Here is an 18513-nt window from a genome sequence, read left to right on the forward strand (position 1 = left end):
ATCGGTGCTACGGGCCGGACAAGGCGGCGAGGGTTTCCTCGATAACGGAGGCGGCATCGTCGATCAGCGCCTCGGAGATGACGACCGACGGCATGATGCGCAGCACCGAGTCCCAGCTGCCGGCATCCAGCACGATGACGCCGTTGGTGGTCGCGTGCTTGATGATCGCGGTGAGAGCCTCGGGGTACGGTGTGTTCGTGCCCGGGTGAACGAGCTCCACCCCGAACATCGCACCCTTGCCGCGCACGTCGCCCACGACCGCGAACCGCTTCGGCCAGTCGCCGATGCGTGCCCAGAGGGCCTTCTCGACGCGCCGCGCCTCGCCGAGGAGGTCGTCCCGCTCGATCAGGTCGAAGACGGCGAGGGCGGCCGCGGTCGAGACCGGGTTGCCGCCGAAGGTTCCGCCGATGCCGCCGGGCTGCACAGAGTCCATTATGTCGGCGCGGCCGGTGACGGCGGCGAGCGGGAATCCGCCGGCGATGCCCTTGGCGGTGGTGACGAGGTCCGGCACCACGTTGTGGTGCTCGATGCCGTACCAGGCTCCGGTGCGGGCGATGCCGGCCTGGATCTCGTCGGAGACGAAGACGATGCCGTGCTCGGTGCAGAATTCGCTCAGGCGCTTGAAGAATCCGGGGGCGGGGATGACGATGCCGCCGTCGCCCTGGATCGGCTCGATGAAGAAGGCCGCGATCTCGGTGGCGCCGATGTGGGTGTTGATGTAGTCGATGGTCTTCTCGGCGGCTTCTTCGCCGGTCAGGCCGTCACGGTAGGGGTAGCTGGTCGGCACGCTGTAGATCTCGCCGGGGAACGGTCCCATTCCGGCGCGCTCGGGCCAGGGGCGGTAAGTCATCGCCATGGTCAGGTTGGTGCGACCGTGGAACGCGTGGTCGAGCGCAACGATGGCGCGCCGGCCGGTGAACTTGCGGGCGATCTTCACGGCGTTCTCGACGGCTTCCGCGCCGGTGTTCACCAGGATGGAGCGCTTCTCGAAGTCGCCGGGGGTGATCTCGGCGAGCTTCTCCGCGACGGCCACGTAGTTCTCGTACGGGGTGACGGTGAACAGGGTGTGGGTGAGCTTGGCGGCCTGCGCCGCGGCGGCCGCGGCCACCTCGTCGTTCGCGTGACCGATGGTGGTCACGCCGATGCCGCAGCCGAGGTCGATGATCTGGTTGCCGTCGACGTCGACGAGGATCGCTCCCGCTCCGTGATCCATATAGATGTTCGCCAGCGTGCCCGCACCGCGGGAAACCGCGCGCAGGCGGCGTTCCTGCAATTCGACCGACTTGGGGCCGGGAAGGGCGGTGACGAGCTTGCGCTCCTGGGGTACCGAATACGTGTCAGACATGACCCCAGCTTAGGTCGCGCCCGTTTCCGCGGTGTTTCCGGGCGACGGATGCTCGGCTCGGCCGGTCCGAAAGCGGCTAGACGCGTTCGCGCGGGAAGACCCGGTCGGCGATCTTTTGCAGGGTTCCCGAGGGCGGCGACTCGTTGTACCGGCCGGCCAATTCCTGACGGGACAGGGCGTGGATCGCGGCCATGATCTCGTCGGTCGCGCCGCGCCGTGCCTTGCCGGACTCGGCGGAACCGTGGCGGCTCAGGTCGAGGGGCTCGCCGAAGGTGACCGTGACCTTGCGGATGCGCGGGAATTTCGCTCCCACCGGCTGGATCTCCTGTGTGCCGATCAGCCCGACCGGAACCACGACGGCCCCCGTGGTGAGGGCGAGCCATGCCACGCCCGTGCGGCCCTTGTACAGGCGGCCGTCGAGGGAACGGGTTCCCTCCGGGTAGATCGCGAACGCGCTGTCGGATTCGAGGATGTTGCGGCCGGCGTCGAGAGCGTCCTGGGCGGCCTGCCCCGCGCCGCGTTCGACCCCGACCGCTCCGATCGAGGTGAAGAAGGTGCGCGAGACGAAACCCGTGAACCCGGTGCCGGTGAAGTAGGTGGACTTGGCCAGGAACTGCACGCGCCGAGGTGCGACCAGCGGAATCACGATGCTGTCGATGAACGACAGGTGGTTGCTGGCCAGGATGACGCGGCCGCTGCGCGGGATGTTATCCCGGCCGATGATGGTGGGGCGGAAGACCAGCCGGGCGATCGGCGCCATGATGCCGTAACCGAGAAAGTAGACGAATCCGGGGCGCTTCGTGCGCTCCGATTCCTCCGCCGACAGGTCGACGGGAGTTGCATCCTGGGAATCTTCTTTGGAACCGGTCATCCTTGGACCCTACCGCCACGGCCCGCCGCGCCACGAAAGGCGGCGGCGCCACCTAAAATTGCAGGATGCGCAGACGAGTTGTAATTCTCGGGTCGACCGGCTCGATCGGAACCCAGGCCCTCGATGTGATCAAGGCCCACCCCACCCGGTTCGAGGTGGTCGGGCTCTCCGCCGGCAACAACAGGACGATGCTCGAGGCGCAGGCCGCCGAGTTCGAGGTCGAGCACACGGCGCTCGGCGCGGACGAGGCCGAAGAGCTCGTCCGCGACGTCGAGGCCGACGTGGTGCTCAACGGCATCACGGGCTCGGTGGGCCTCGGGCCGACTCTCGCCGCCCTGCGAGCCGGTCGCACGCTGGCCCTGGCCAACAAGGAATCGCTCATCGTCGGTGGCGACCTGGTGAAGTCGCTGGCGGCGCCGGGACAGATCGTGCCCGTCGACTCCGAGCACTCCGCCATCGCGCAGGCGCTCCGCTCGGGAACGGCCGGCGAGGTGCGACGCCTGGTGCTGACGGCATCCGGGGGCCCGTTCCGTGGCCGACGACGCGGGCAGCTCGCCGACGTCACGCCGGCCGAGGCGCTCGCGCACCCTACCTGGGAGATGGGGCTCGTCGTCACGACCAACTCGTCCACCCTCGTCAACAAGGGCCTCGAGGTGATCGAAGCGCACCTGCTCTTCGACGTGGAATACGAGCGCATCGATGTGGTCGTGCACCCGCAGTCCGTCGTGCACTCCATGGTGGAATTCATCGACGGATCGACGATCGCCCAGGCGTCCCCGCCGGATATGCGTCTGCCGATCTCGCTCGGGCTGGACTGGCCGAACCGCGTCGCGGCGGTCGGCACCCCGATCGACTGGACCATCCCGCAGGACTGGACCTTCGAGCCCCTCGACACGACGGCTTTCCCGGCCGTCGACCTGGCCAAGCAGGTCGGGCGCGCGGGCGGCACCTACCCCGCGGTGTTCAACGCGGCGAACGAGCAGGCCGTGGCAGCTTTCCACGCCGGCACCATCGGGTTTCTGGACATCGTCGACACCATCCAGCGTGTCGTCGAACGGCACGAGCAGGACGGCCCGCTCACACGCGAGTCGCTCGTCGGCGCCGAGGCGTGGGCCCGCGCCGCGGCGGACAAGCTCCTCGCCCGCTGAGAAAGCCGGCCACGCAGCTTAGGCCGTGTCGCCTGAGCTGCGGTAACTGTCCGCGGTGGCGGCGAGGGCATCCGGCCACGGGGTCTTGCCGACGCCGAGCTCGCGCTCGGTTTCGGCGGAATCGATGATGTACGGCACCCTGAGCTGATAGCTCGAGGCCCAGATCTCGTGCATCATCGGGTTCAGCGCGCCGAGCGATTTGAGCAGCCACTGCGGGTAGCCCGCCACCGTGCCGTGCGTGCCGTAGCGGCGGTTGAGCTGGGCGGCGATGTCGTCACGGGTGATGGCCGTGCTCGGCACATGCCAGAGGCGGCCCCAGTCGCCCCGGTAGTCGGCGGCGGCCACGAGAGTTGTCACGATGTCGGGCAGGTAGCTCCAGCTGTGCACGCGCCCGGGCCGGCCCACGACCCGGGCGGTCTTCGATTCCAGGATGGCTCTGAAGAACCGGTCGTCGAGATGCGCAGTGCCGACGACGCCCGGCCCGAAATAATCGCTCGCCCGCACCTCGACGGCCCGAATCTCGCCGCGGTCGTGCGCGTCCCTCACCCGGTGCCAGAGCTCCTTGCGCACGAGCCCCTTCGTCTCGGTGGTCGTTTCCGGCGAATGCTCGGTCATCGGCCCGGTCGGAGACCCGTACGGGTAGAGATTGCCCATCATCACCAGGCGGGCGCCGGTGACGGATGCCGCCGTCAGCGCCGCGTCGATGACCGGCGGCCACTGGGTGGGCCAGTCGGTGTACCGCGGGTTGATGCACAGAAAGATCGTCGACATGCCGGTTGCCGCCCGGGTGAAGGTCTGGGCGTCGCTCGCGTTCAGCACGACAGACTCTACCCCGGGTGCCGCCGCGCCGGAGCGTGTTCCGACGGTCACCTGGTCTCCTCGAATCATCAGACGCTCGGCGAGCGGTCGTCCGACCATGCCGGCGCCGACGATCAGTTGCTGGGGCATGTATCCTCCTGAGATGAGGCCGACGCTAGTCCTCGTCGTCGCAGCCGTCGTCGTTCTTCTTGCATTTACCGTCGTCCTTGTCGTTGCCGTTGTCAACGGACGTCGGGCTCGGGGCTGGAACCGGGGCCACGGTCGGCTCCGGCTTGCTCGCCTCGATCGCGGCGGTCAGGTCCGCGGACACCAGGTTGAGGGCTGACTGGATGTCGGCAGCACGGGCGGCGCTTACCCCGTCCGCCGCGGCCGCGGTCAGCAGGTCGGCCTGGACGGCCTCGAGCGAGGCCTGGGCGGCCTCGAAGTCGCCGGCCGCGGCGGCCGCTGTGACGTTCCGCACACCGGCCTGCAACTCGGTGGCGGTGCTCTGCTGCAGGTCGGGAGGTGTGCTCCCGCACCCGGTCAGGGTGGACGCGACGAGCGTGACCGCGGCCAGTGCGAGTGTTAGGCGGGCCCGAGGCATCATGGCGTCACGCTTTCCTGGAGTCGCTTCAGATTGGTGCCGAGGGAGCCGTCGACGGCCGGGTAGGTAGCGGCGGGCGTGGCCGGTTCAGCCACCCGCGGGGTGAAGACCACCACGGCGAGCAGAATGAGCGCGGCCAGGACTCCGAGCGAGGCGAGCACTCGGGGCCGGCGCCACGTGGGAGCGATGGTGGTGCCACGGGCGCTACCCGGGGACCGTTCCGCCGCGCGGCCCGGTGAGCGGGCCGGAGCGCCGGCCGGCGTCAGAAACTCGGTGGGGGAATCCGCGCCGGGTTTCGGGGCAGCGATGACCTTCGTGACGGCCAGAACCGCAGTCGGCTCGAGGGTCGCGGCCCTGAGGACCGCGGTGGGCTCGAGGGTTTCGGTGGCGCCCAGGACGGCAGTGGGCTCCAACAGCTCGTTGGCGCCCGGATCGGCGGTGGGTTCCAGAAGCTCGGTGGCCCCCGGATCCCCCATTGCCACGGTGACTGCGGTGACATCGGCGACGTTCTCCCCGCTGACCAGGCGTCGCAGCTGCACGGCTGCGTCACCCGCGCTGAGTCGGTCGGCCGGCTCGCGGATGGTCATGCCGCCCAGAACAGCGGCCCAGCGCTGGCCGAGATGGGCCGGGATGTGCGGCTGCCGCTGCAGCCTGGCCATTGCCGATTCGATCGCCGTTCCGGTGAAGGCGCGCTCGCCAGTGAGGCATTCGAGCAGCACGAGTCCGAGCGAGTAGACGTCGCTGGGCGGGCCGATGGTGTTGCCGAGTGCCTGTTCGGGGCTGAGGTAGCCGGCCGTGCCGAGCAGAGACCCGGTCGCCGTGAGGCGGGTCGCGTCGAAGAGACGGGCAATGCCGAAGTCGGCGAGTTTGGCATGCATGGCGCGGCCGGGGAAGCCCGACGGTGCGAGCAGCACGTTCGCGGGCTTGATGTCGCGGTGGATGATGCCCCGCGCGTGCACGTAGTGCAGCGCCTCCGCGAGGTCGGCGCCCATGGCTGCCACCTCGTCGGGGTGCAGGGCCCCGTCGGCGATCTTGCTGCGCAGGTCCGTGCCGTCCACGAGCTCCATCACGATGTAAGTGCGCGAGACTCCGTCGATCACGGCCGTGCCGGCGTCGAACAGGGTGACCAGGGCGAAGTGGTTGAGGCTCGCGAGCACCGTGACCTCGCCGCTCTGGCGCTCGGGCCCGGCGTCGTCGGCCGTGTCGAGACGGAACAGCTTCACGGCGACCGTACGCCCCAGAAAGAGGTCGGTGGCCCGGTAAACGGATGCCATCCCGCCCGTTCCGAGCAGAGCGTCGATACGAAAACGGTCGGCCAGGCTGATGCCGATGGGACCGACGGCGTGTGGCTTGGACAGAGGGAACCTCCTCGTGGATCCGTAAAGTCAAGCAAACCACACCTTGCAGGGGGAACAGCCAGCGCCCTCGCAGGGTGGAGTGGGTAATCTACGACTGTGGAAACCGTGCTGCTGTATATTCTGGGCGTTCTGATCGTCGTGGTCGGCCTTGCCCTGTCCATCGGCCTGCACGAGATCGGGCACCTGCTTCCCGCCAAGCTCTTCGGCGTCAAGGTCACCCAGTACATGATCGGTTTCGGGCCCACCCTATGGTCCCGTCGCAAGGGCGAGACCGAGTACGGCGTGAAGGCCATCCCGCTCGGCGGCTACATCGCCATGATCGGCATGTTCCCGCCCGCCAAAAAGGGCGGCAGAGTGCAGGCATCCAGCACTGGCTTCTTCAACCAGCTGGTGCAGGAGGGTGAACCGGAGAAGAAGCCCGGCGCCATGGCCACCATGGTCGACGACGCCCGCCAGTCCAGCGCCGACACCATCGGTGAGGGCGAGGAGCACCGCGCGTTCTACCGCCTGCCCGTCTTCAAGCGTGTCATCATCATGCTCGGCGGGCCCACGATGAATCTCCTCATCGCGGTCGTGCTCTTCGCCGTGCTCCTGATGGGCTTCGGAACGGCCCAGGCCAGCACCAGCATCGGCAGCGTGTCCGAGTGCGTGCTGCCGGCCACGAGCACCCGGCAGACCTGCGAACCGACCGACGAGAAGGCGCCCGGCGCCGCGGCCGGCCTGCAGCCGGGCGACCGCCTGGTCAGCATGAACGGCACCCCGATCGACAGCTGGGACCAGTCCACCGAGATCATTCGCGAGTCGCCGGGCATCCCGCTTGCCACCGTCGTCGAACGCAACGGCACCCAGCAGACCCTGACCATCACCCCGAAACTCACCGAACGCTACGTGAGCGATGCCGACGGCGAGATCGAAGAGGATGCCGCCGGCGAGCCGAGGACTCAGGAGGTCGGCTTCGTCGGAATCGGCCCGGCTGGCGAGTTCGTGCCGCAGCCGGCGACCGCCGTGCTGCCCGCGGTGGGCGAGAACATCGGCGCGGTCGTGCACATGATCGCGAACCTGCCGCAGCGCATGATCGATATCGCCAACGCGGCCTTCGGACCGGGGGAGCGCGACCCCAACGGCCCGATCAGTGTGGTCGGGGTCGGCCGCGTCGCCGGCGAGATCGCCAGCATCGACGCCATCCCGGTGAACAGCAAGATCGCGAGCATGCTGGGGCTCCTGGCCTCGCTCAACGTGGCCCTGTTCGTGTTCAACCTGGTGCCGCTGATGCCGCTCGACGGCGGACACGTCGCCGGCGCGCTCTGGGAAGGGTTGCGGCGTCAGATCGCCAAGCTGTTCAGACGCCCCGACCCGGGCCCCGTCGACACGGCGAAACTGATGCCGCTCACCTTCGCCGTCGTGGTGGTGCTCGGCGCCATGAGCCTGCTGCTGATCTACGCGGACATCGTCAAACCGATCAACATCTTCGGCTGATCCGCGGCGCGTCCCGGCGCAGCTCCCCGCGGCTCTGCCCGGCGAGATTCGCCGAGATTCGCCGAAAATGCCGAGAGTCGCCGTTCAGCCAGGTCAACTGGGCAAAAACGGCGACTCTCGGCGTCTGCGAGCGGCGTCCGGTACGGGCGTTAGCGCGAGAGCAGCAGCGCCTCACCCTGGCCGCCGCCGCCGCAGAGGGCGACGGCGGCCTTACCGGTGCCGCGCCGGGCCAGCTCAAGCGCCGCGTGCAGCGCGAGGCGGCCGCCCGAGGCCCCGATCGGATGCCCGAGGGCGATCGCGCCGCCGTGGATGTTGACCTGCTCGGGGGAGAGGCCGAGCTCCCGGGTCGATTCGAGCGACACCGCGGCGAAGGCCTCATTGATCTCGACCAGGTCGAGCTCGTTGGCCGCCCAGCCCTGGCGCTCCAACGCGCGGTGGATCGCGTTCGCCGGCTGTGAGTGCAGCGAGTTGTCGGGTCCGGCGACCTGGCCGGAGGACTCCACCACCGCCAGCCAGCTGAGCTCATTGTCGTCGGCGAAGCGGCGGCTGCACAGCACGAGGGCGCTGGCACCGTCGCTCAGCGGCGACGAGTTGCCGGCCGTGACGGTGCCGTCCTCGGTGAAGGCCGGGCGCAGCCGGCCCAGCGTCTGCGTGGTGCTGTCGCCGCGCACACCCTCGTCCGTGGCGACCAGGAGCGGCTCGCCCTTCCGCTGCGGAACGCTGATCGGGGTGATCTCGTCGTCGAAGACGCCGTTCTCGACGGCGGCGGCGGCGCGCTGATGCGAGGCGGCCGCGATGGCATCCTGGTCCGCCCGAAGCAGGCCGAGCCGCCCGTTGACATGCTCGGTGGAAAGGCCCATAGAGAGGCCGTCGAAAGCATCCGTCAGCCCGTCGCTGGCGGCGTGGTCAAGCATGGTGACGCTGCCGTAGGCCCAGCCCGTGCGCGAGCCGGGCAGCAGGTGCGGGGCGTTCGACATCGATTCCTGGCCGCCGGCCACGACGACATCCGCTTCACCGAGACGGATGATCCGGGCCGCGTCGATCACGGCGGCCAACCCCGAGAGGCACACCTTGTTCAGTGTCATTGCCGGAACGTTCCACGGGATGCCGGCGCCGATCGCGCTCTGCCGGGCCGGGTTCTGGCCGGAGCCGGCCTGCAGGACCTGGCCCATAAGCACGAACTGCACCTGATCGGGTGTCACGCCGGCGCGGGCGAGCGCCCCGGTGATGGCAGCGGTTCCCAGCTGCACGGCGGTGAGGCCTGAGAGCTGCCCGTTCACCCGACCCTGCGGTGTGCGCGAGCCCGCGAGGATGACGACGTCGCTGCTGTTCACGGCACTGTGGTTCATAGCGGATCTCCTTCAGAAGACCGATCGGGCCGAGGGCCGATCGGGTAGGGGTGGCGATGCGTTCCGGCGGTGGCCCCGACCGTCGGGAGTCATCCGGCATCCGTTCAGATTTCGCCCGGTCTCGCCGCGTAAGCTGTCGCCGTGGCTGCAATCAACCTGGGAATGCCCAAAGTACCTGAAGTTCTCGCTCCGCGTCGCAAGACGCGTCAGATCAAGGTCGGCAAGGTACTCGTCGGCGGCGACGCGCGCGTGAGCGTGCAGTCGATGACGACGACACCGACCACGAACATCAACGCGACCCTGCAGCAGATTGCCGAGCTGACGGCATCCGGCTGCGACATCGTGCGCGTCGCCGTGCCCAGCCGCGACGACGCCGAGGTGCTGCCGATCATCGCGATGAAGAGCCAGATCCCGGTCATCGCCGACATCCACTTCCAGCCGAGCTACGTGTTCGCCGCGATCGACGCCGGCTGTGCCGCCGTGCGCGTCAACCCGGGAAACATCCGCAAGTTCGACGACCAGGTCGGCAAGATCGCCGCCGCGGCCAAAGCAGCCGGCGTCTCCCTCCGCATCGGCGTCAACGCCGGCTCGCTCGAGCCGAGCCTGCTGCAGAAGTACGGCAAGGCCACCCCGGAGGCGCTCGTCGAGAGCGCCGTCTGGGAAGCCAGCCTGTTCGAGGAACACGACTTCCACGACTTCAAGATCTCCGTCAAGCACAACGACCCGGTGATCATGGTCAAGGCCTACCGGCTGCTCGCCGAACGCGGCGACTGGCCCCTGCACCTCGGCGTCACCGAGGCCGGACCGTCGTTCCAAGGCACCATCAAGAGCGCCACGGCGTTCGGTATCCTGCTCGGCGAAGGCATCGGTGACACCATCCGGGTGTCGCTGAGCGCGCCCCCGGCCGAGGAGATCAAGGTGGGCCTGCAGATCCTGCAGTCGCTGAACCTGCGCGAGCGCAAGCTGGAGATCGTGTCCTGCCCGAGTTGCGGTCGCGCCCAAGTCGACGTGTACAAGCTCGCCAACGACGTCACCGACGGCCTCGAGGGCATGACCGTGCCGCTCCGGGTTGCCGTGATGGGTTGTGTCGTTAACGGACCGGGCGAGGCCCGCGACGCCGACCTCGGCGTGGCGTCGGGTAACGGCAAGGGCCAGATCTTTGTGCGCGGCGAGGTCATCAAGACCGTGCCGGAGTCGGAGATCGTCGCGACCCTGATCGAGGAGGCCAACCGGATGGCCGCCGAGATGCCGCCGAGCGAAGACTCCCTCGGCGCCCCCGTCGTGACGGTCGGCTCCAACTAGTCGAGATCCAACGAGTCCAGCGAGTCCCATTCGCTGGGTCGCGTCGCGTCGCGTCCGGGAGATCAGATCTCAGGCGCCGCGTGCATGACGTTCATCACAGGTGGAGCACCGTACCAGCGTTGAACCAATTCGACGGAGATTTTCACGTAGTGGGGACTTTTCGCGGGCTCTAGGGCCGATTCCGGCAGAATCTCCGTCGAATTCGTTCGGGAGAGGGAAACTGCCGGGGCTCTGATGGGAAGGACTCGTCGGCCGGAACGTGCGGTCATTCGGCGTCGCGGTGCGTCGCTGGGCCAGCCGCGCACACTCGTCATGGGCATCCGTTGTCACGTAAACGCGGGAATTTTTGAGACACACCGGTTTTGGCGCCGTATTGTGCGGCGTGTTGCGAAAATCTCCGAGGTTAGCGACCGGCCGCAACGGATGCCCGGGGCGGGGGCCTCCGCACGTCGGGTCGCCAGGTCTCGGCGAGCGCGACCGCCGCTGGCGCGACCGCCGCTGGTGCGACCGCCGCTGGCGGCACCTCGGTCAAGACGGTTCGCGGCGCGGGTTGTGGAATCCGGCGGACCGCGGAACAGGTGCCGGCGTCCACCGGGTGCGCCGCGACGTCTGTCCGCGCGCCGTAAAGTGGGTGAGTGCCTATTCGTATGTCCAACTACTTCCTCCGTACCCTCCGCGAAGACCCCTCGGACGCCGAGGTCACCAGCCACCGCCTGCTGGTGCGCGCCGGCTACATCCGCCGCCAAGCCCCCGGAATCTTCGCGTGGCTGCCGATCGGTCTGCGCGTCAAGGCCAAGATCGAGACGATCGTGCGCGAGGAGATGGCCGCGGCCGGCGCCTTCGAGGTGCACTTCCCGGCCCTGCTGCCGCGGGAACCCTACGAGATCACGGGCCGCTGGGACGAATACGGCGACGGCCTCTTCCGGCTCACGGACCGCAAGGGCAGCGACTTGCTCCTCGCCCCCACCCACGAAGAGGTCTTCACACTCCTCGTGAAGGACCTCTACAGTTCCTACAAGGACCTGCCCCTGTCGATCTTCCAGATCCAGGACAAGTACCGCGACGAGGCCCGGTCCCGCGGCGGGCTGCTGCGCGGCCGCGAATTCACGATGAAGGATGCCTACTCCTTCGACTACACGGATGCCGGCCTCGACACGAGCTACCAGGCTCAGCGCGACGCCTACGAGCGCATCTTCACCCGGCTCGGCCTCGAGTACGTCATCGTTCAGGCGGATGCCGGCGCAATGGGCGGCTCCAAGAGCGAAGAGTTCCTGCACCCGACCCCGGTCGGCGAAGACACCTTCGTACGCTCGGCCGGCGGCTACGCGGCCAACATCGAGGCGTTCCGCACGGTCGTCCCGCCATCGATCGACTGGGCTGGCTTCCCCGCCGCCGAGGTCTTCGACACCCCGGGCACCCCCACCATCCAGACCCTGGTCGACCGGGCCAACAGCGATCATCCGCGTCCCGACGGCCGCGTCTGGACTGCCGCGGACACCCTCAAGAACGTCGTCCTCGCGCTCATCCAACCCGACGGCACCCGTGAACTCCTCGTGATCGGCCTCCCCGGCGACCGCGAGGTGGACCTCAAGCGCGTCGAGGTGGCCGTCACCCCCGCCGAGGTCGAGGCCGCGAACGAAACGGACTTTGCCAAGTTCCCCGGGCTGGTCAAGGGCTACATCGGACCCTGGAGCGCGAACGGAGCGGTGTTCGGTGAGAAGTCGACCACCGGCATCCGTTTTCTGGTTGACCCGCGCGTCGTGGAGGGCACCGAGTGGATCACGGGCGCGAACGAGCCCGACCGCCACGTCTTCGGTCTCGTCGCCGGCCGGGATTTCGCGCTGGGCGGCACCATCGAGGCCGCCGAGGTTCGCGTCGGCGATCCCGCGCCCGACGGCTCCGGCCCGGTGGAGCTGGCCCGCGGCATGGAGATCGGCCACGTTTTCCAACTCGGCCGAAAGTACGCTGAGGCGCTGGGCCTGAAGGTTCTCGACGAGAAGGGCAAGCTCGTCACGGTCACGATGGGTTCCTACGGCATCGGCGTCACCCGCATCCTCGCCACCATCGCCGAACTCAACAACGACCCGAAGGGGCTGATCTGGCCCGAGACGGTCGCGCCGTTCGACGTGCACGTGATCGCCACCGGCCGGGACGATGTCGTCTTCGAGACTGCCGAAACCGTTGTCGCCATGCTGGAGAGCATCCAGCGCGACGTGCTCTACGACGACCGCCGCAAGGTGTCGCCGGGCGTCAAGTTCGGCGACGCGGAACTGATCGGCATCCCCGTCATCGTCATCGTGGGCCGTGGCGCCGCCGACGGCATCGTGGAACTCTGGGACCGTCGCACCGGTGGGCGCACCCAGGTGGCCATTGCCGAACTGGCCGCCAGCTTCGCCTGAGCGCCCGGCCCGGCTGAAGGTTCAGAGGCGGGCGAGCCGCGCCTGGGCGAAGCAGTACACGCCATAAGCGATCACTCCGGCGCCGACCAGCACCAGGATCGCCACCCCGAACGGCAGCGCCACGAGTGATTTCAGCGCACCGTCCATGCCGGTGGCCTTCTCCGGGTCGAGCGTGAAAGCCGCCACGGTGAAGAGGATGCCCACGGCGGCCAGCGCGATGCCCTCCGCTATGTAGCCCACGGTTCCGAGGATGACGACCACCGTGCCGGCCGGGCCACCGGGCACCGTGATGCTCTCGGTGAAGCCATGGCTGGCGCCGCGGTGAACGAAGACGCCGCCGATCACGACCACGGCCAGGCCGGCGACGAAGAGTAGCACGACGCCCCCGGGAATCGACAGCAGTCTCGCGGTCGAGTCGCTGGCTGTTTCCGACGAGCTTGCCGAGGCTCCGCGGGCGAACGTGAACGCCGTCCCCGCGATGAACAGGAAGACGACACCCTTGCCGATCAGGACGGCGCGGTGGGCCCACTTGCGTTTCGGATCTTGGGCGGGTTCAAGGAACACCTGTACCAGATACCAGAGGCCGAGCGAGGCCAGGCCGAGAACCACCGTCCAGAGCACGAACACGCCGCCGGGGGTTTGGGCCAGCTGCCCGAGCGCGCCAGACTGGTCTGCCGACTCGCCACCGGCGCCCGTTGCCACGCTGATTGCGATGGCGCCGATCATGATGTGAAGCAGGCCGTTCACCGCATAACCGGCGCGGGCCAGAAGTTGGAAGGTGCGGCTGCCCTCGACGGTGCGTGCAGCGTGGTGAGCGTTGTCGGATACGGAATCGGCGGCCATCCGCCCAGCGTAGCGCCGCGCTCGGGCCGAGGGGAAGGCAGTTTCGGCGCGGGACGGGCCTGGGTCGGGTGACGGGCGTCCGGGGATTCGGCTAATCTAGGACGAGCCCGCTGCGCAGTTTCGCGGCGGCAAGATCTGAATAGAGGAGGCCGGCCATGGACATCGACCTCAGCGTGTTGCGGCAGTTGGAGCGCGAGAAAGAGATTCCCTTCGAGGAACTCGTGCGGATCATTGAGCAAGCAATTCTGACGGCCTACGTGAAGCACACCCAGCAGGGTGAAGTCTCCACGAAGCAGGTCGTCGAGGAAGAGCCGGAAGCGCGCGTCGTCCTCGACCGCAAGACCGGCCACGTCGACATTTTTGTGCCCGAACACGACGAAGAGGGCAACGTCGTCGGCGAAGCCGTCGACAACCCCACCGACTTCGGTCGCATCGCGGCCTTCGCGGCCAAGCAGGTCATCAACCAGCGTCTGCGCGACCTGGCCGATGACGCTGTGCTCGGTGAATTCAAGGGCCGCGAGGGTGAGATCGTCGCCGGGATCATCCAGCAGGGTCCGAACCCGCGCATGATCCACGTCGACTTGGGCACGATCGAGGCGATCCTGCCGCCCGAAGAGCAGGTGCCGAGCGAGAGCTACGTGCACGGACAGCGCATTCGCGTCTATGTAACTGCCGTCGGCAAGGGCCTCAAAGGCCCGCAGATCACGGTGTCCCGCACGCACCCTTCGCTGGTGCGTCGCCTCTTCGCCCTCGAGGTGCCGGAGATCGCCAGCGGCGTCGTCGAAATCGTCTCGCTTGCCCGTGAGGCCGGTCACCGCACCAAAATGGCCGTTCGCGCCACGGAGCCCGGCGTCAATGCCAAGGGCGCCTGCATCGGCGAACTCGGCCAGCGCGTGCGCGCCGTCACCGTGGAGCTCAACAACGAGAAGATCGACATCGTCGACTACTCGCCAGACCTGGCCACCTTCGTCGCCAGCGCACTGTCGCCGGCCAAGGTCACCAGTTCCTACGTGATCGACGAATCGATCAAGGCCGTCCGAGCCCTCGTTCCCGACTACCAGCTGTCGCTGGCGATCGGCAAGGAAGGTCAGAATGCGCGCCTCGCGGCCAAGCTCACGGGTGCGAAAATCGACATTCAGCCGGACAGCATTCTGGAGGACACGGAATAGGGGGTACGATGAATTCCGTTAGAACGTGCATTGGATGCCGTTTGCGCGCTCCGCGATCCTCACTTCTGAGGGTTGTAGCCCGAGAATCGGAACTCGTGGTGGATGAAACCGCCACTCTGCCTGGGCGAGGCGCGTGGCTGCATCCCACTACCGCGTGCTTCCAGGACGCACAGCGGCGACACGCTTTCGGGCGTGCCCTTCGCGTGACCAGTTCAATGGACGCGAATCAACTAGAGAACAGGCTGAACAGGCTTATGGATAACTAATGAGCGGCTCGAAATGAGACCCGTCCGTTACTAACGGTCTGCCCCTTTCCGGGTGCAGACCCGGAACAGGAGAATTGTGGCTGCGAAACCACGCGTACACGAGATCGCTAGCGAGCTCGGCGTCGACAGCAAGGTTGCCCTTGCTAAATTGAAAGAGATGGGCGAGTTCGTCAAGGGCCCGTCCAGTAGCGTTGAACCCCCGGTAGCGCGCCGTCTGCGCGCCGCCCTGGCGGCCGATGGCTCCAGCACCGCGGCTCCCGCCGCCACTGCCACAGCTCCAGCCGGCGCCACCCCCATCGCCGCGACAACCCCCGCAAAGCCGGGCGGCGCACGTCCGTCCCCGGCCAAGTTGGCCGTCAAGCCGGGTGTACGTCCCGTCGTCGAGGTCCCCGCAGCGGTTGCTCCCACCGCGGACGCCCCGCCGATGCCGACTGCCCCGCTCACAGTCGCCGAGCGTCAGGCTCAGGCTGCCGAGAAGGCTGCGGCTGCCGCGAAGGCTGCGGCTGCCGCGATCGTCACCGAGACCGTGTCCGCGACGGATGCCCCGGTCGCCAGGACCGCGGGTGGCGCCTCGGGCGCAGCCAAGCCCGGTGCGTCCGTGCCGAAGCCGCCCGCGGCTCGTCCGGGCAACAATCCGTTCGCCAGCAACCAGGGCATGGGCAAGACCCCGAGTCCGCGTCCCGGCAACAACCCGTTTGCGAGCGCGCAGGGCATGGGTCAGCGCCCGCCGTCCACGTCTTCGCCCAGTAACATTCCGCGCCCCGCGGCCCCGCGCCCCGGTGCACCTCGTCCGGGTGGACCCGGGCAGGCCCCGCGCCCGACTGGTTTCGGTCAGCGTCCGGGTGCGTTCCAGCGTCCCGGTGGCGCTCCGGGTGGTGCCGGCGGCGCACGCCCCGGCTTCCAGCGTCCTGGTGGCGCCCCGGCCGGGGCCCCCGGCTTCGGCCCGCCCCGTCCTGCCGGTGGTGGCGGCGCCGGAGGTCGCGGTCGCGGCCCCGGCGGCGGAACCGCTGGTGCGTTCGGTCGCGGTGGCGGCAAGAACAAGGCCCGCAAGTCCAAGCGGACGAAGAGAGCAGAGTTTGAGCTGCGCGAGGCTCCGTCGCTGGGTGGCGTGAGCGTACCCCGCGGCGACGGCGGAACCGTGGTGCGTCTGCGCCGCGGTGCGTCCATCACGGACTTCGCCGACAAGATCGACGCGAGCCCCGGAAACCTGGTCACGGTCCTGTTCCACCTCGGTGAGATGGCCACGGCAACCGAGTCGCTCGACGAGGCCACGTTCGACGTTCTCGGCTCCGAGCTCGGTTACAAGATTCAGATGGTCTCTCCGGACGACGAAGACCGCGAGCTGCTGCTCGCCTTCGACATCGACATCGACCAGGAGCTGGAAGACGAGACGGATGACGAGCTTGTCGCCCGTCCCCCCGTCGTCACCGTCATGGGTCACGTCGACCACGGCAAGACTGCGCTCCTGGACGCCATTCGTAACGCGAAGGTAGCCGCGGGCGAAGCCGGCGGAATCACGCAGCACATCGGTGCCTACCAGGTCATCACCGAACACGAGGGCATTGAACGCGCCATCACCTTCATCGACACACCGGGCCATGAGGCGTTCACCGCCATGCGTGCCCGTGGTGCCCAGGTGACGGACATTGCGATCCTCGTGGTCGCGGCGGACGACGGCATCATGCCGCAGACGATTGAGGCGCTCAACCACGCCCAGGCCGCCAACGTGCCGATCGTGGTTGCAGTCAACAAGATCGACAAGCCCGGCGCCAACCCGCAGAAAGTGCGCCAGCAGCTCACCGAGTTCGGTCTCGTCGCCGAAGAATACGGTGGAGACGTCATGTTCGTCGACGTGTCGGCGAAGCAGGGCACCGGCATCCAGGAAGTCCTGAACGCCGTGCTCCTCACCGCTGACGCCGGTCTCGACATGCGGGCCAACCCGGACAAGGACGCTCGCGGCGTGGCCATCGAGGCTCGCCTCGACAAGGGGCGTGGCGCCGTGGCGACCGTGCTCATCCAGTCGGGAACACTGAACGTCGGGGACTCCATCGTGGCGGGAACGGCCTACGGCCGCGTTCGTGCGATGGCAGACGAGAACGGCGTGCCCGTGCTCGCCGCAACCCCGTCCCGTGCCGTCCAGGTTCAGGGCCTCTCCAGCGTGCCGCGTGCAGGCGACACCTTCCTGGTGATTCAGGAAGACCGCACGGCTCGTCAGATCGCCGAGAAGCGCGAAGCCGCCGAGCGCAACGCCCTGCTGGCCAAGGCCCGCAAGCGGATCAGCCTCGAAGACTTCACCCGTGCACTCGAAGAGGGCAAGGTCGAATCACTCAACCTCATCATCAAGGGTGACGTTTCCGGTGCTGTTGAAGCCCTGGAAGAGTCGCTGCTCAAGATCGAGGTCGACGATTCGGTTCAGCTGCGCATCATCCACCGCGGAGTCGGTGCGGTCACGGAAAGCGACGTCAACCTCGCCACCGTCGACAACGCCATCATCATCGGCTTCAACGTGCGCCCCGACACGAAGGCACGCGAACGCGCAGCCCGGGAAGGCGTGGATGTGCGCTTTTACTCGGTCATCTACAACGCACTCGAGGACATCGAGAACTCCCTCAAGGGAATGCTCAAGCCCGAGTTCGAAGAGGTGCAGAGTGGTGTCGCCGAGATCCGCGAGGTGTTCAGCTCCTCCAAGTTCGGAAACGTCGCCGGCGTCATCGTACGGTCGGGCGTCATCACGAGAAACGCCAAGGCGCGGGTAATCCGCAATGGTGTCGTCGTGGGAGACAACCTGGGCATCGAGTCACTGCGCCGGTTCAAGGACGATGTCACCGAGGTCCGTACGGACTTCGAGTGTGGTATCGGCCTGGGCAAGTTCAACGACATCCAGATCGGTGACGAAATCGAGACGATCGAAATGAAGGAAAAGCCGCGGGTCTAAGGACGTACGGATGATGGGTGTGGGTTTCGCTGGGTTCCTGAACTCGGACGCGGCGGGGCCCGCACCTTCGGTAATATTTCGACAATAGGAGTTAGACCATGGCAGATCCGGCACGCGCCAGGAAAATGGCCGACCGCATCAAGGTCATCGTGGCCAAGCGCATCGAACGCGGACTCCGCGATCCGAGGCTCGGTTTCGTGACCATCACCGACGTGAAGGTGACCGGTGACCTGCAGCACGCCTCGGTGTTCTACACGGTCTACGGTTCGGCAGAGGAACGAGCCGACAGCGCGACAGCGCTCAAGGCGGCTACCGGCATGCTGAGAAGCGAGGTCGGTAAGAACATCACCGCCCGGCTGACGCCGTCGCTCGAATTCATCGCGGACGCCATCCCGGAGAACGCGGCCCTGATCGACGACCTGCTGCGTGAGGCGCGCGAGCGCGACACGCAGGTCGAGGAGCAGGCTCGCACGGCGAAGTATGCCGGCGACGAGGACCCCTACGTCAAGGCGCGCGAATACGACGACGGCGACGACGAAGACGAAGGCGACGACGAGGAAGACGACGAGGTGCAGCCCGGGGGCGGCCAACACGCCGAAGTTCCCGCCGAAGTTCCCGCCGGGTCGGATTTGCAGAAGTAAGGAAGCAAC

General features: G+C 67.8%; 15 protein-coding genes. 8 read left to right on the top strand and 7 right to left on the bottom strand.

The genetic code is table 11. The features are described from left to right. Nucleotides 1-7: 7 nt before the first annotated feature. Both E3N94_RS05620 and E3N94_RS05625 read right to left on the bottom strand, forming a co-directional pair. Entirely contained in the window at nucleotides 8-1345 is a 1338-nt protein-coding gene (locus tag E3N94_RS05620; protein ID WP_104100275.1) for an aminotransferase class III-fold pyridoxal phosphate-dependent enzyme, read from the bottom strand. Nucleotides 1346-1421: 76 nt separating this feature from the next. After that, nucleotides 1422-2216 carry a lysophospholipid acyltransferase family protein gene (locus E3N94_RS05625; protein ID WP_104100274.1) on the bottom strand — a complete coding sequence of 265 codons (795 nt, stop codon included), beginning with the start codon at nucleotides 2214-2216 and terminating at the stop codon, nucleotides 1422-1424. 65 nt (nucleotides 2217-2281) lie between these two features. Here E3N94_RS05625 and dxr point away from each other — a divergent pair, with 65 nt between their 5' ends. Further along, entirely contained in the window at nucleotides 2282-3364 is a 1083-nt protein-coding gene (gene dxr, locus E3N94_RS05630; RefSeq protein WP_134569941.1) for a 1-deoxy-D-xylulose-5-phosphate reductoisomerase, read from the top strand. An 18-nt stretch (nucleotides 3365-3382) separates the two neighbouring features. Here dxr and E3N94_RS05635 read toward each other — a convergent pair whose 3' ends face one another. Genes E3N94_RS05635 through E3N94_RS05645 form a run of 3 tightly spaced genes read right to left on the bottom strand, consistent with a single transcriptional unit; the run spans nucleotide 3383 to nucleotide 6124 of the window. Continuing rightward, the gene (locus E3N94_RS05635; protein ID WP_104100272.1) at nucleotides 3383-4312 is read right to left on the bottom strand and encodes a hypothetical protein; all 930 of its coding nucleotides are present in this window, start codon (nucleotides 4310-4312) and stop codon (nucleotides 3383-3385) included. A gap of 25 nt (nucleotides 4313-4337) precedes the next feature. Next, entirely contained in the window at nucleotides 4338-4769 is a 432-nt protein-coding gene (locus tag E3N94_RS05640) for a hypothetical protein (protein WP_104100271.1), read from the bottom strand. Further along, nucleotides 4766-6124 carry a serine/threonine-protein kinase gene (locus E3N94_RS05645; RefSeq protein ID WP_347232692.1) on the bottom strand — a complete coding sequence of 453 codons (1359 nt, stop codon included), beginning with the start codon at nucleotides 6122-6124 and terminating at the stop codon, nucleotides 4766-4768. The genes E3N94_RS05640 and E3N94_RS05645 overlap by 4 nt, the downstream gene beginning before the upstream one ends. Nucleotides 6125-6220: 96 nt before the next feature. Between E3N94_RS05645 and E3N94_RS05650 the strand changes: the two genes are divergently transcribed. Continuing rightward, nucleotides 6221-7600, top strand: a complete 1380-nt coding sequence (locus E3N94_RS05650; RefSeq protein ID WP_166790069.1) for a site-2 protease family protein — start codon at nucleotides 6221-6223, stop codon at nucleotides 7598-7600. Nucleotides 7601-7749: 149 nt separating this feature from the next. Here the strand turns inward: E3N94_RS05650 and E3N94_RS05655 are convergent, their stop codons facing one another. Then, a complete protein-coding gene (locus E3N94_RS05655) occupies nucleotides 7750-8949 on the bottom strand; it encodes an acetyl-CoA C-acetyltransferase (protein WP_104100269.1) in 1200 nt (399 codons plus the stop codon). Nucleotides 8950-9090: 141 nt separating this feature from the next. On the opposite strand from E3N94_RS05655, the gene ispG reads away from it, so the two are divergent. Continuing rightward, nucleotides 9091-10251, top strand: a complete 1161-nt coding sequence (ispG, locus tag E3N94_RS05660; protein WP_174720143.1) for a flavodoxin-dependent (E)-4-hydroxy-3-methylbut-2-enyl-diphosphate synthase — start codon at nucleotides 9091-9093, stop codon at nucleotides 10249-10251. A gap of 635 nt (nucleotides 10252-10886) precedes the next feature. Beyond that, nucleotides 10887-12650 carry a proline--tRNA ligase gene (locus tag E3N94_RS05665; protein WP_174776119.1) on the top strand — a complete coding sequence of 588 codons (1764 nt, stop codon included), beginning with the start codon at nucleotides 10887-10889 and terminating at the stop codon, nucleotides 12648-12650. A gap of 21 nt (nucleotides 12651-12671) precedes the next feature. On the opposite strand, the gene E3N94_RS05670 is transcribed toward E3N94_RS05665, so the two are convergent. Beyond that, entirely contained in the window at nucleotides 12672-13493 is an 822-nt protein-coding gene (locus E3N94_RS05670) for a DUF1206 domain-containing protein (RefSeq protein WP_104100267.1), read from the bottom strand. A 155-nt stretch (nucleotides 13494-13648) separates the two neighbouring features. Here E3N94_RS05670 and nusA point away from each other — a divergent pair, with 155 nt between their 5' ends. From nusA to rbfA, 4 genes are all read left to right on the top strand, one after another. Beyond that, a complete protein-coding gene (gene nusA / locus E3N94_RS05675; protein WP_104100266.1) occupies nucleotides 13649-14662 on the top strand; it encodes a transcription termination factor NusA in 1014 nt (337 codons plus the stop codon). Nucleotides 14663-14670: 8 nt separating this feature from the next. Beyond that, entirely contained in the window at nucleotides 14671-14928 is a 258-nt protein-coding gene (locus E3N94_RS05680) for a YlxR family protein (protein ID WP_104100265.1), read from the top strand. Between the two features lie 76 nt (nucleotides 14929-15004). Then, nucleotides 15005-17863, top strand: coding sequence for a translation initiation factor IF-2 (gene infB, locus E3N94_RS05685; protein WP_104100264.1), 2859 nt, complete (start codon nucleotides 15005-15007; stop codon nucleotides 17861-17863). Nucleotides 17864-17961: 98 nt separating this feature from the next. Beyond that, complete coding sequence (gene rbfA, locus E3N94_RS05690; RefSeq protein WP_104100263.1) at nucleotides 17962-18504, top strand: 30S ribosome-binding factor RbfA; 543 nt, start codon at nucleotides 17962-17964, stop codon at nucleotides 18502-18504. Nucleotides 18505-18513 lie beyond the last annotated feature (9 nt).

The sequence above is a fragment of the Cryobacterium sp. Sr3 genome (genome assembly GCF_004402835.1).
Lineage (GTDB): Bacteria > Actinomycetota > Actinomycetes > Actinomycetales > Microbacteriaceae > Cryobacterium > Cryobacterium sandaracinum.

Bases quoted from the DNA above. Each gene is read 5' to 3' on its own strand.
- E3N94_RS05620 (WP_104100275.1), bottom strand. From the start codon at position 1,345: ATGTCTGACACGTATTCGGTACCCCAGGAGCGCAAGCTCGTCACCGCC.
- E3N94_RS05625 (WP_104100274.1), bottom strand. From the start codon at position 2,216: ATGACCGGTTCCAAAGAAGATTCCCAGGATGCAACTCCCGTCGACCTG.
- dxr (WP_134569941.1), top strand. From the start codon at position 2,282: ATGCGCAGACGAGTTGTAATTCTCGGGTCGACCGGCTCGATCGGAACC.
- E3N94_RS05635 (WP_104100272.1), bottom strand. From the start codon at position 4,312: ATGCCCCAGCAACTGATCGTCGGCGCCGGCATGGTCGGACGACCGCTC.
- E3N94_RS05640 (WP_104100271.1), bottom strand. From the start codon at position 4,769: ATGATGCCTCGGGCCCGCCTAACACTCGCACTGGCCGCGGTCACGCTC.
- E3N94_RS05655 (WP_104100269.1), bottom strand. From the start codon at position 8,949: ATGAACCACAGTGCCGTGAACAGCAGCGACGTCGTCATCCTCGCGGGC.
- E3N94_RS05670 (WP_104100267.1), bottom strand. From the start codon at position 13,493: ATGGCCGCCGATTCCGTATCCGACAACGCTCACCACGCTGCACGCACC.
- nusA (WP_104100266.1), top strand. From the start codon at position 13,649: ATGGACATCGACCTCAGCGTGTTGCGGCAGTTGGAGCGCGAGAAAGAG.
- E3N94_RS05680 (WP_104100265.1), top strand. From the start codon at position 14,671: ATGAATTCCGTTAGAACGTGCATTGGATGCCGTTTGCGCGCTCCGCGA.
- rbfA (WP_104100263.1), top strand. From the start codon at position 17,962: ATGGCAGATCCGGCACGCGCCAGGAAAATGGCCGACCGCATCAAGGTC.